The following is a 12436-nucleotide window of genomic DNA, read 5'->3' as shown; positions in this document are numbered from 1 at the left end:
CTATATCCTCCTTCTGACAGCAAAGGAGAGGGCAGCGCCCAGCTCTCCGCCCTCTCCTTTGCTGTTTCTTCATCATTAATTCGCAAGCTTCGCTTTATTGTCCGCGTATTGCTTCGTGTACTCGCTCTCCAGCTTCGCAATGCCGATGCTATCCGCAACACTCATCATCTCACTGTAGAGGGAGTCAAGCTCCGTCTCCGACTTCGCGAATACAAGCTTCGTTAAATAATCGGCCCGAAGCGTATTGATTTTGGCTTCAATAACGCCCACTTCACTTGTGCTGTCGATCGTAAAGTTGAATTCAGGGAAAAACTTCATTTTCGGAGACATCAGCTTATCATAAGCTAATTTATCCGGGTCCTGCGGATTCCAGAAAACGGTATTCGATACGGCCCAGTTCGCTACCAGCATAATAGGCTCGCCCATTCCTGCTTGCTTCCAGGAGCCGCTCCAATCCTTGCTGAGCTCATCGTTGAAGCCGGTAGTAAAGCTTGGTTTGCCTTGCGGGAAATAGTTGTTCGGAACCGATTGGTCATAATAGAAATGAGGTCCGCTTTCCAGACTTTTAAAATCATCCTTGCCTGACCCTTTTACACCAAAGAAAAAGTCAGCTTGGCCTTCTTTGGATGCCGCATATTCCAGCAGTTTAATGGTACGCTCCGGGTTTTTGTTGCTTTTCGGAATGACAAGCGCCATCCAGCCCTTCGGAATCGTCGGGTACATATAGGTCGAGAATGGCGACAGCATTTCAAAGCTTGTGTTCGGATTGTCCTTTGGCGCCGCATTGTTTTTGGCAGCCGAGTTTTGAGCCGATACGATAACCGAGCCCGCCGCAACCTTCTGCGCGGTAACCTCGCCGGTGTTAACGAAGGATTCCTTCGTGAGCAAGCCTTTGCTCGCCATCGCATTCGCGAATTTAATCATTTCCTTGTACTGCGGGTTATGAAGCTTATGCTGAACTTTGTCACCGTTTACATAATAGTCTTCAATTCCGAATTGCGGCAAAAACCAGCCCAAGTCTTTCGAATGCTGACCTTTATCGCCCAAATACGGAATTTTGTCGGGATGATTTTTGGCCATTTGCTGGAGCGCATCCAGAAATTTTTCCGGGGTCGAAGTGTCCGGACGGCCGATTTCATCATAGTAATCCTTCCGGACTACGAACTGAGGCAGCCATACCGGCGCCAGTCCGCCGTTCGCCTTCGCTTCCTCTAAATATTTTTTCGTCTGATAGCCGGAAATGAGCTTGTAGGTTTTGCCGTCTTTCTCTTTAAAATTGGTCAGCAATTCCTTGCCGTATTGCTCGTCCAGTATTTTACGCAGGTTAGGCGCATATTTGTCGATCAGCTCATCCATTGAATACAAATAACCGCCGTCGATTAGCTGATTGAGCATTTTATTTTCCTTATCTACGACCAGCAGATCCGGCAGGCTGTTGCTTGCGATCATCAATGAAATATCTTTGCCGTCGCCGTCATCCTGAACCGGCTTTTTCACATTAAAGCTGATGCCCGTCTTGGCAGTAATCCGTTTCGCACCCGCTCCAGTCCAATCGCTATACCACGACCGGTCGGAATAAAGATCGAGCGTAATCGCGCCTTCGCTGCTTTCCCCATTTGTCCCGGGCGATGCGCTTGGACTAGCGTTATCGTTATTTTTGTTTGCACAACCCGCCAGCATGGCAACCAGCAAACAGGCGATTAATAACGCCGGAATTGATTTTTTCATGAAAAACTACCTCCCCTATGTTTTTATATCCAAAAGGTCCGTAAACGACTGACCTTATGATACCCTATTTAAGCTTTGATAGCCCCAACCATCATACCCTGAACGAAATACTTTTGAATAAAAGGGTAGACGATCGTAATGGGCAATACCGTGACGATTAACGTCGCGTACTTAATAGCAAGCAAGGTCGACAGCGGATCGGTCCGCATATTAGGCGGCAGGTTCTGCATGTTGTCGATAATAGCCGTATCGGATAACATTCGTACGATAATAGTTGGCAGCGTCCATAGCTGCTGGTTCGATACAAAGTAAGCGGAGCTGAACCAGTCATTCCAATGATTGACCGCTACAAACAAAGCGACGGTAGCAAGAACCGGCTTCGACAATGGCAAAATAATTCGCATGAAAATATAAAAGTCACCAGCGCCATCCACCTTCGCCGACTCTTCGAGCTCTTTCGGCATCTGCCGGAAAAAAGCCATAAACAACAAGGCATTAAAAATATTGAACAGGGATGGAATAATATACACCCAGAAGGAATTTAACAAATGCACCTTTTGCAGCAACAAGTAATTAGGAATCAATCCGCCGCTCACATACATCGTAACTAGCCCCACTAAGGAATAGGCTTTTCTGAACAGCAGCCGTTCCTTGGACAGCGCGTATGCTCCCATTGCAGTGAATAATACGCCCGTAACCGTGCCGATAAGAGTGCGGGCAACCGTTACGAGAAAGGAATTCAATAGCTGATTATCCAGAAAAATGACGCTGTAGTTCGACAAGGTGAACTGCCGCGGGAACAGGTACAGCTGGCCGCTGGCCGCATCCACCGGGTCATTCAATGAATAGATAAGCAAATAATAAAGCGGGTAAAAGGTCGCTATAAAAGCGATTAAACCAACGATTATTACGGTAACGTTCACGATCTTGTCTTCTCGCGTCAGCTTTATAGGTGAACGCATCGCAGTCACTCCCATCAGTAATTTTAGAACAAGCGGTTGCCGGATACTTTGCCGGAGAACCAGTTCGCGAACAATACGAGCAGCAGCGACATTACAGCTTGGAACAGGCTGACTGCGGTGGCATAGGAATAGCGGGTAAGCTCCAGTCCCATTTGCAAGGAATAATACTCAATGACATAGGATGATTCTTTGTTAAATGAATTACCAAGCAGAATGGAATGATCCAGATTGCCGGTAAACAACGTGCCGATTTTCAAAATAAACAATATCGCGAACAAAGGAATGAGGTTAGGCAGCGTAATGTGAATGATCCGTTTGATTCGCCCAGCCCCGTCCATCATTGCTGCTTCATAGAGATCGGGATTAATGCCGGCAACGGCAGCCAGGAAGATGATCGCTCCCCATCCGGTCTCCTTCCAGATGCTCACCAGCAAGGACAACGGCCGGAACAGATCCGGGTCCGTCCAGAACTCGATCGGATGCTGAATCAATTGCAGCGTCAGCAGCGACTGATTGACGACTCCTTGAGAGTCGAGCAAAATAATCCACATGGAAGCGACCATCGCGAACGAAATAAAATGCGGCAAATAGCTTGTCGTTTGCAGTATTTTTCTAAACCGTACAAATGGAATTTCATTGATCAGCAGTGCAAACAGCAATGGCGCGGGAAATACGACCAGCAAATAAAACAAGCTTAGAATGACCGTGTTCTTCATCGCCATATAGAAAGTCGGATCGGAGAACATTTCCTTAAAATGACTCAGCCCGACAAACTCGCTTCCCGTAAATCCGGAAATGATTTTGAAATCCTGAAAAGCGATAATGTTGCCTGCCAGCGGTATATAGGCGAATATAAGCAGAAAAAACATGCAGGGCAAAATCATCATTTGCAACGTTAGTTGTGATTTGAATATTCTCCAGGTTCGATTGCTCTTAGGTTTCAATGATGCATCCAGTTGCTTCATGGCGTTCCCCTCCTGTAAACAAGGATACCAGCGGGGCTAATAGCTGCCTATGAGACAACTCTAAGCTTTACTGTTATAAATCTAAGGAATCACCCTGCCCCCTATAAAACAAAAAAAGACCCATGCGTCATGCATGAGTCTCCCGCAACTTCGGACTGCCTGCCATCTAGACAGACAACACTCCGCTTATTCTGTTCCAACATTAGCCGTCCGTCCGTTTTTTCGTTTGTTCGTTCGTCTGTCAGCCGTCAAGCTCCGTTATATCTTCAGGCAATACAGGATGCCTCAGCACGATTGTCGTTCCTTTGTTGATCTCGCTCTCGATCTCCAGACCGTAAGCGTCTCCGAAGTAATGCCTCAACCGTTCATGGACATTGATCAGACCAAGCCCGCCCTCGCGGCCATGTCTTGTTTCTGCAGCAGGATCAAGCAGCGTTTGCCTTATTTCATCAGGAATGCCAGGACCGTTATCAGTAATTCGGAAGCAAATGCCGTGCTCCTCCAGCCCGCCTTGAATTAAGATCATACCGGCATCCCCTTTGTCCGCAATGCCATGCCGAATCGCATTCTCTACCAGCGGCTGAAGCACCAGACGCATAAACGGCAGATGCAGGATCTCCTCTTCGATCATGTAAGTGATACGAACGAGGCTCGACTGCCTCACCTTTTCGATATTTACATAAGCTTTCAACAGTTCCAGCTCCCGGCGTACATTCGTAATTTCCTTGCCTCCGTTCAAGCTGAGCCGGAACAAGGAACCAAGTGAGCTGACAATTTCGCTAATCTCATCGATATGATGAGCTTCGGCTTTCCAGCGGATCGTATCGAGTGTGTTGTACAGGAAGTGAGGATTGATCTGGTAGGCTAGCACTTGAAACTCCAGCTGTTTTTTTCTTTTCTCCGACGCCTTCGTCTCTTTAAGCAGCTTGTTGATTTCTCCGATCATATTGTGCATGCCGCGATAGAGCCAGCCGACCTCATCACTTCTCTCCACCAGATTCGTGCTGGACAGGCTGTCTTCCTTGAAGTTGTTTCTGGCCAGCACCTTCATTTGCCGGACCAGCGATGAGATGGGACTCGTATATTTCACCGTCAGGTACCCGGCAAGAAAAATGGACAGCAGGAAATAGAAAATCAGGAATGCCAGTGTCAATTTGTTCAAGACAGCAACGGGATTGTTCAAATCCTTAAGCGGCACGATGCTGACCAGCCTTAGCTCTCCATCCATTACAGCGGAAGCGCTAATGAGCGAGCTTTTACCCTCGTAGTCCATCGTCTTCGAGATTTGCGAATCAAGCAGCACAGGCTTCAAGCTATCCTCGATTCCCCCATACTTGTCATCTGTACTGTAGATGACTTCATTATTTTTGTTGACCAGCATCAGCTTCTGGTTGTCCAATTGCTTAACGGGGTATATAAACTCGGCAAGAATGGAAGGGCGGATCTCCATCACGACGATGCCGAGCGGCTGGAAGGTCTTTAAGCTGTGAAGCCGCTTCACGCTGCCAAGCGCCGATTGAACGAACTGGCTGGAATGATCCTCAGCTCCGAATACCTTCCAGAAGGACCGGCCGTTCGCCACAATATCCTCAAACCAAGCTACATGGTTCAGATCAACAACGTCGTATGCCGACTTCATATAGGTCGGATGCTCGTCCGGACGGAGCGGAAACAGACGGATTTTAAACAGCTTATTGGCATAATTCAAAGTGTCGGTGTACGAGATCAGCTTATTGGCGTAATCGATCTCGTCGATTTGCCCGTTTAATTCGTCATTGAATAACGTCTGCATTTCATCCGACGCCATAATTTTGTCCTGCTCATTCCTTACGTAATAGAAGAAGTTGTCCAAGTTTTTGCTGGTTTGCACGACCGAATCCAGATTGCTGTTATGAATTGTCTTCTCCGATTTGGACAACGCAATATAACCGACCAGTGCAAAAGGGACGGCGATCAGAATAAAAAACACGAACATAAACCGGTATCTCATCGACATCGGATAACGGAGCCATCGCTTAATCATTCCCGTCAATCCCCTTTAAGTTGCGGTATTCATTGGGGGTATAGCCGAATTTCTTTTTGAACAGCTTGGAAAAATAAACGGTATCCCGGTAGCCCACCTCGCTGCTAATCTGGTAGATTTTCAGGGAAACATCCTGCAGCAGCTCTTTAGCCTTCTCCATCCGGAGATGCGTTACATAATCTAGAAAAGTCATGCCAACGTTCTTTTTGAACAATGTGCTGAGCCATTCCGGTGACAAATAGACATAGTCCGCAACCATCTGCACCGTAATTGGCTCCGAATAATGCTCCTGGATATATTGCTCCGCCTTTTGCAAAATCTGATTGCGCGGACTTCCTTGCAACTCGGCATTCACCTTCAACAAGTAATCGAGCACCAGCAGATGAAGCGCTTCTACCGTATCGAACGCTTCGATCTTCTCCCACACAAGCAGAGGTTTTTTGCGCCACTCCTCGTTTTTCCATCCTAATTTTCTCGCATCGTCGAACACTTCAAGCAGCCATTCGAACACGAGATGATGCACATCCCGCAGCAGGCTGACGCCCCGCTCCCGAACCATGATGGGAAAGAGGGACATCGCCTCCCGGACATCATGCTCCTCGCCATGCTTCAGTAAATCTGCAAGCGCCTTCGTCTCCAGCAACAAATCGACGTCCCGGAACGCATTCAAGGCTTCCAGCTCTAGCTCGTTGGCTGATTCCGCGTCACCGTATATTTTGGTCTGGGTCAATCTGTCGAGTGCGTCTTTATATAAATCCGGGAGCATTTCCATCGATCCTTCTGGTGTCACGACGATCGTTGCCGTTACTTTTACAAACTTTTTGATCCGGGAGGTCAGCGTCGACTTAAAGGCACCCATCCAATTGGAAAATACAGCTGACGAGCCTTGCGGAACGCTGAACAGAACGACCCATCTGTCTTCGGACATTGTACGGAAGCGCACATAACGGCCGGCATGCTCGGCCTGTTCCAGCAAGGAATGCTCCAGCACATTGCCCATCGCAAACATAATACGGTTCTGTTCTGTCGCTGAGTAGCCCTGATGAACGTATGATTTCAAATTATCCGCCTCAAGCAGCAATAGCATCAGCTTATCAGAACTAATCCAGCCGACCTCATACTGATCCAGCAAATGATGAATTGACGGTACAGCGCTGCCTCGGGCTGGCTGCTCCACCATCTCCTGCAGCATATTCTCCCGCAGCTTAGGCATTGCATCCTCAATAATACTCAGGCTATACTGCTGCCTGTCCTCCTTTTCCAGCAGGAATAGCGCTTTCATAACCACCTGGCCCAACTCCGCCATATTAACCGGCTTTAGCAAAAAATCGACGATCCCGTAGCTCATCGCCTTGCGTGCATATTGAAAATCGTCGTAGCCGCTAATAATAATGACTTTGCCGTCGAAGGCGAGCTCCTCGTACAGCTTCTGAATCAATTCGAGACCCGACATGTTCTTCATTCTAATATCTGTAATGATCAGCCGGATGCCGGGCAATTGTCTCACGATCTCCAGAGCCGTATATCCGTCATCGGCCTCATAGAGAGGGCCAATATTTAATTCCCTCCACAAAGGATGACCGCATAATCCCTTGCGGATTTCCTTCTCATCTTCCACGATAAGCACTTTGCTCAGATCGCTCACCTCTCTTGCTGTTCACTCGTCTATTGCTATGATGATTAAAATATCAGCCCTTATTCATTAAGTCAAACGGCTTATTGGGCTGGTCTGGCATTCGAAGCAGCAGAATAATATCGAATTGTTTTTCCTTTATCTTTGGCATATTCAATTTCTCGTTTTGTGCTGCTACCAATGTAACCGTTTACATCAATTACGAATATCTCATCAGAAAGATCAATTTTTCTGAAATGAAGATTTCCAAGCAGCTCAGCTTGTTCTTCCGTGATATCAAACCCTTCGCTCTGCTCAAAGAACGCGAGGCTAATGACAATATTGCCTTGTAGCGTAAGAAATGCATTCGTCTGTTCAAATTGTTGCTTGAACTTTGTAGAGCCGCATAAAGTGATGATCTTCATAATCATTCCCTTTCATACATAATCGATTGCTAAATGTATTCGTTCCACTCATTTAAATATCCTTTATAACAATAATTTATTAGAAAAAAGCGTTATCATTCCAATTTAGCTAGTGCTTATCTTGTATTTCATTCATTTATCTTTATAATGAGTTTTGAGTAGGAACGTCATCAATAGTCATCAGACAACTAGAAACGAGGAATGAAGATGCTGCAAAAAGCAACGTTCGCCGGCGGATGCTTCTGGTGCATGGTTACCCCATTCGAGGAACAACCAGGTATTCACGGGATTATTTCCGGTTATATGGGTGGCCATGTCGAGAACCCAACATATGAGCAAGTGTTAACGGGAGAAACGGGACATCTCGAAGTCGTACAAATTACGTACGATCCTGAAGTGTTTCCTTATGAAAAACTGCTTGAGCTGTATTGGCCACAAATCGATCCAACTGATGCAACCGGGCAAGGAAATGACCGCACGAGCCAGTATCGGGCTGCGATCCTATATCACACCGAAGAGCAACGCGAATTGGCGGCCAAGTCCCGTGAACAGCTGGATCAAAGCGGACGGTTCGATAAACCGGTAGTAACGGCAATTGAAGAAGCTTCCGTCTTCTATCCTGCCGAAGAATACCATCAGAATTACCATCGTAAAAATCCGGAGTTTTACAAAGAATCCCGTGTTTATTCTGGCCGCGATGCCATCATCGAGAAATACTGGAGCAAATAACGGGTTAAACAAATAGCGCCTATTATGTAACTCAAAGTGCCGGTAAGGTCATCAGACCCTATCGGCACTTTTCTTACTATCCTTATTTTTTAACATCATTAATTAATTAACAATCGACGCGTCCCTTCTCAACTCTTCGATTATCTCGTTAATTTTTCGAATAACGTCAGATTCGCCACTGACTATGCTCTCGCTGGCCATCTCCCTCAGCTCCGCATGATCGCCCACGCAAACCGAACGCAGAGCATGCTGAAACATAGGAATATCATTGGCGTCATTGCCAAACGCGATATACTCGCCTGGCTGAAGGCCAAGCGCCTGCAGGCCGCTCCACTTGTTAATGCCAGCCGGACTAATATCAATAATATCTTCAGTGCCATGCTTATACATCTTGACGGGCAGCTTTTCTAGCTCGCTTAGAAGCTTAAGTTGATCTCTGCTGCTCAAGACAACGACTTTAACGATCTCTTCTAATTCCTCAATACGAACGTTCTTAGCCCGGTATTTGGGATCTAAATTTTTGCGAATAGGATGCTCCGGATCGCCTGAATACGAATAATTCCATAAGCTGTCTATGAGATGCTCGGCTGCATATTCGTTTAATAAGTCAACAATACGATCTGCTACAGCGGTTTCTAATTGAAAGGAAGCAACATAACCACCGCTTTTATAAACAAAGCCCCCGTTCCCTCCTACCATCGGAGCTTGGTGCATGTGAGACGGCAACACGGGCAGAAGATCGCGAATAGGCCTTGCGGACGCGAAAATAACTTCATGCCCTTCAAGCGCCAGTTGATCTAATACGCCAACGATTTGCTCACTTAAAGGTTTCCCTTGAAAGCAGATCGTCCCGTCCAAATCGAATACGAACTTCATTTGAATTCCCCCTCGGTTCTTCTAATCTTATCAAAATGATTTAAAATGAAAAGGACCGATGTCCGATTTTGGAGGAATGAAATGAAAGTTATTTTTGATAAAGACAAGCTCCATACCTATATTACCCGATTAGATTTGGGACGAATGTTTTCCGATCTCCCTTCTGTTCCGTTTCAGCTTCGCACCTACGAGAAAAATGAAGGCATTCTGCATGAAGGAGATGCGCTGGATGGCCTTTACTTGCAGGTAGAGGGTCAGACGAAGGTAACGGCAAGCGTTGAGAGCGGAAAAACGCTTCTGCTTCGGTTCTGTCACCCGTTATCGATCTTCGGCGATTTGGAGATTGTGCAAAAAACAGTTATTCAGTCGAAAGTCGAAGCGGTTTCGGATACTCATTTCCTGTTTATTGATAAGCAGACCGTTGAGATGTCGTTGATGCAGGATCATTTATTCTTGAACGAATTACTAAAGCATCTCGCCTATAAGCTGCAAACCTGCACATCCGCTTCAAAAATCAACCTGCTCTCCTCCGTCGAAGAACGTTTTGCTGCTTATCTGTTATCCACGCGGCTTCCGAACGATTTCGGCAAAGAAATTCAGTCGTCGAAAGTGCAAGAAATCGCTTCGGTAATCGGCACGACGCCAAGGCATCTGAACCGTCTAATTCAGAAAATGGCTGATTCCGGTGTCTTATCGAAAAAACGAGACGGCTTTATCGTATTGGATTGGAGTCAATTGGATGAAATATCCGGCGGAATGATTTATTGATTTAATCATCTAAAATTTACATATATAATATTATGTTAACCAACCAAGCAACTATACGATCCCCCTCTTACAAAAAGAACACCCGCCCATGTACATCTGAGCGGGTGTTTCTCCATTTAATCCTCCAAATCAATCAGAACTTTGATCGCTTCTTTGGCCTCTATCGCTTTTGCGAACGCTTCAGGCAACTCGTGCAGCTTGTACGTGTGCGTGATCATCGAGGCGATCGGCGTTTTCTTCTTCTCAAGATGATCGATCACTCTTGTAATGTCATAGTCGGAGTAACCGCTCGCGCCGATGATCTTCAACTCTTTGCTCATAATGTTCGCCAGGCTGACCGGCAGTTCTTGTTTATAAACGGCGATGATGGCAATCCGTGCTCCGCTTTTAGCTATATTGAACACTTGCTGGAATAATGGCGGCGCTCCGGCTGCATCGACAAAAGCGTCGACGTTCGGCACTTCCGTCCCGTAAATATAAGCCGAGCCAAAGTACCCGATTAACGATTGCGCCAAATCCTCATGAAGCGTATTGACCGTTTTTGCGCCAATGTCGCGCGCCTTGGCCAATCGGAAATCATCAATATCGACAACGACAACGTTCGTAATGCCTTCCCCTATCAAACTGGCGGCCGCTGATAGACCGATCGGCCCTGCACCCATGACGACGATATGCTCGCCCGGCTTGGGAGCTACACTGAACGCGCCGTGAAAACCAACACTCATGGGTTCCATCAAGGCGGCTTCCTCCGGCGTTACCGAATCGGACATTTCATACAAATTATAATTTAATGCTGCATCTTCAACGGTCAAAAATTGAGAAAAACCGCCGACTTCACACGCGAAATGGCGTCCGGCGCGTTTGGCTGTAATGGGATTCACGCCAACGCGCATGCCGACCGTAACATCCTTTACCTCCGCACCGACTTCTACCACTTCTCCGAACAGTTCATGTCCGAATTCTTGTTCGAATCGAATGCCCATATTCGAGCTGCCTATTTTAACGATATTAATATCGGTACCGCAAATACCGCCGCGCAAATTTCGGATGAGCACATCTTTTGGTCCAATGGCCGGAATCGGTCTTTCCTCGACGCGCACATCGTTTTGACCATAGTAAATCCCGACTTTCATCATGTGTAATTCCTCCTCTGCTTTTTCTTACACCTGTATGGTAAGCGTTTTACAAGCAGCGGGCAATCCACAGTCAGAAACAGATTGTCAAATATGCGACACTTTCGTTTTATGTGTATAGAATCGTTGCAATCATAGACATAAAACGAGCAATTAATGGATCTCGCGAAGCAGCTGAAACGGATTTAGATTTACGATTTGTTCGGCCAAATACTGCGGCGAATAAGGCATATCCTGTTCCAGCCAGGATGCGATCGTCCCGATCATGGCGGAAGACACGTACCATGAAGCTACATCCCGCGAAATGTTGAGATCCGAGTAAACGGAAATTCCCGTCACCTCTTGCTGAACATGTTGAAAAGATAATTCCTGAATCCTTTTAATGAGCCGATTCGTAAATTTCGGAATGCTCTTGGATACAATCAAAAGTTTATAGATTTGAGCATGTTGCCCGATGTAAGTAAACAAAGCAACAAGCATCCGGATTTCGCTGCCAAGCCGATAAGGAGTAACCGATTCGTTACGGAATATTTCTTCAATATCAGAGAAGAGCTCGTCCAGCAATTGATCGATAAAATCGTCCATATCCCGATAATGCAAATAAAAGGTGGCGCGGTTGACGTCGGCTTTGCGTGCGAGCTCCTGGATCGAAATTTTATAAAACTCTTTATCCTGCATAATTGCAATAAAGGCCTGCTGCAGCATTTTTTTAGTCCGGCGAACGCGCAGGTCTGCATCTTGTTCGTTTGGCACAGCGGCTCCCCCTTATTGAAAACGTTTTACTACAATCATACACGATGCAATGTTCGTTGAAAAATAAGCTTCAGCGAGGAATGGCGTCTATTCGCAGCCTTGTGACGAAGTCGTGAAGTTTAGCCGAAAAGATTCAGATTGTCGAATCTCATCTAGGAGAAGCTACCCAAATCTATCTATTCTACAGCATTCCGCATGAACCGCAACTCCCCTGACTGAAAACTCATTTTTACGTCTACCCGCATTAAAAAGCTGAATTTTCAGACAATTATGCGGCATAACGACCTATTTTTGAAGTTTTTAGTCATTTTTGTGACGTTATGCTCCATAAGCCTCTCATTTTGTTTTTGTAAATGTCATATAATGGATTTGCCGGTCGTACTAGAGACCCTCGCTCATTCGTCCTTTCCGCCATATTCTTCATCCCTTTCGAAAGGAGTTGAACATTGGTTCTTAACGCAT

Annotated in this window: 11 protein-coding genes; 2 read left to right on the top strand and 9 right to left on the bottom strand. The window is 46.3% G+C overall.

The features are described from left to right. Positions 1-75 precede the first annotated feature (75 nt). The 6 genes from ACFVTB_RS01275 to ACFVTB_RS01250 form a co-directional block, all read right to left on the bottom strand. Complete coding sequence (locus ACFVTB_RS01275) at positions 76-1728, bottom strand: extracellular solute-binding protein (RefSeq protein WP_387743967.1); 1653 nt, start codon at positions 1726-1728, stop codon at positions 76-78. 68 nt (positions 1729-1796) lie between these two features. Further along, positions 1797-2690, bottom strand: coding sequence for a carbohydrate ABC transporter permease (locus tag ACFVTB_RS01270; RefSeq protein WP_387743965.1), 894 nt, complete (start codon positions 2688-2690; stop codon positions 1797-1799). A gap of 23 nt (positions 2691-2713) precedes the next feature. Next, positions 2714-3655: an ABC transporter permease gene (locus tag ACFVTB_RS01265; protein ID WP_387743962.1), complete on the bottom strand. Its 942-nt coding sequence runs from the start codon at positions 3653-3655 to the stop codon at positions 2714-2716. A gap of 241 nt (positions 3656-3896) precedes the next feature. Then, positions 3897-5678, bottom strand: coding sequence for a sensor histidine kinase (locus ACFVTB_RS01260; RefSeq protein ID WP_387743959.1), 1782 nt, complete (start codon positions 5676-5678; stop codon positions 3897-3899). Then, positions 5671-7323, bottom strand: coding sequence for a helix-turn-helix domain-containing protein (locus ACFVTB_RS01255; protein ID WP_387743956.1), 1653 nt, complete (start codon positions 7321-7323; stop codon positions 5671-5673). Before ACFVTB_RS01255 ends, ACFVTB_RS01260 begins: the two co-directional genes overlap by 8 nt. A gap of 71 nt (positions 7324-7394) precedes the next feature. Then, the gene (locus ACFVTB_RS01250; RefSeq protein WP_387743953.1) at positions 7395-7715 is read right to left on the bottom strand and encodes a hypothetical protein; all 321 of its coding nucleotides are present in this window, start codon (positions 7713-7715) and stop codon (positions 7395-7397) included. Between the two features lie 210 nt (positions 7716-7925). On the opposite strand from ACFVTB_RS01250, the gene msrA reads away from it, so the two are divergent. Further along, a complete protein-coding gene (gene msrA / locus ACFVTB_RS01245) occupies positions 7926-8444 on the top strand; it encodes a peptide-methionine (S)-S-oxide reductase MsrA (RefSeq protein WP_387744894.1) in 519 nt (172 codons plus the stop codon). 102 nt (positions 8445-8546) lie between these two features. Here the strand turns inward: msrA and ACFVTB_RS01240 are convergent, their stop codons facing one another. After that, positions 8547-9320, bottom strand: a complete 774-nt coding sequence (locus ACFVTB_RS01240; RefSeq protein ID WP_387743950.1) for an HAD-IIB family hydrolase — start codon at positions 9318-9320, stop codon at positions 8547-8549. A gap of 81 nt (positions 9321-9401) precedes the next feature. On the opposite strand from ACFVTB_RS01240, the gene ACFVTB_RS01235 reads away from it, so the two are divergent. Next, positions 9402-10088 carry a Crp/Fnr family transcriptional regulator gene (locus ACFVTB_RS01235; RefSeq protein WP_387743948.1) on the top strand — a complete coding sequence of 229 codons (687 nt, stop codon included), beginning with the start codon at positions 9402-9404 and terminating at the stop codon, positions 10086-10088. Between the two features lie 116 nt (positions 10089-10204). Here ACFVTB_RS01235 and ACFVTB_RS01230 read toward each other — a convergent pair whose 3' ends face one another. Both ACFVTB_RS01230 and ACFVTB_RS01225 read right to left on the bottom strand, forming a co-directional pair. Beyond that, the gene (locus ACFVTB_RS01230) at positions 10205-11224 is read right to left on the bottom strand and encodes a zinc-dependent alcohol dehydrogenase (protein WP_387743946.1); all 1020 of its coding nucleotides are present in this window, start codon (positions 11222-11224) and stop codon (positions 10205-10207) included. Between the two features lie 150 nt (positions 11225-11374). Then, entirely contained in the window at positions 11375-11974 is a 600-nt protein-coding gene (locus tag ACFVTB_RS01225; protein ID WP_387743943.1) for a TetR/AcrR family transcriptional regulator, read from the bottom strand. Positions 11975-12436: the final 462 nt, after the last annotated feature.

The organism is Paenibacillus sp. NPDC058071, assembly GCF_042885235.1.
Classification (GTDB): Bacteria; Bacillota; Bacilli; order Paenibacillales; family Paenibacillaceae; genus Pristimantibacillus.
The sequence above is the reverse complement of the archived record's forward strand: the minus strand, read 5'-3'. Positions and strand labels throughout refer to the sequence as shown.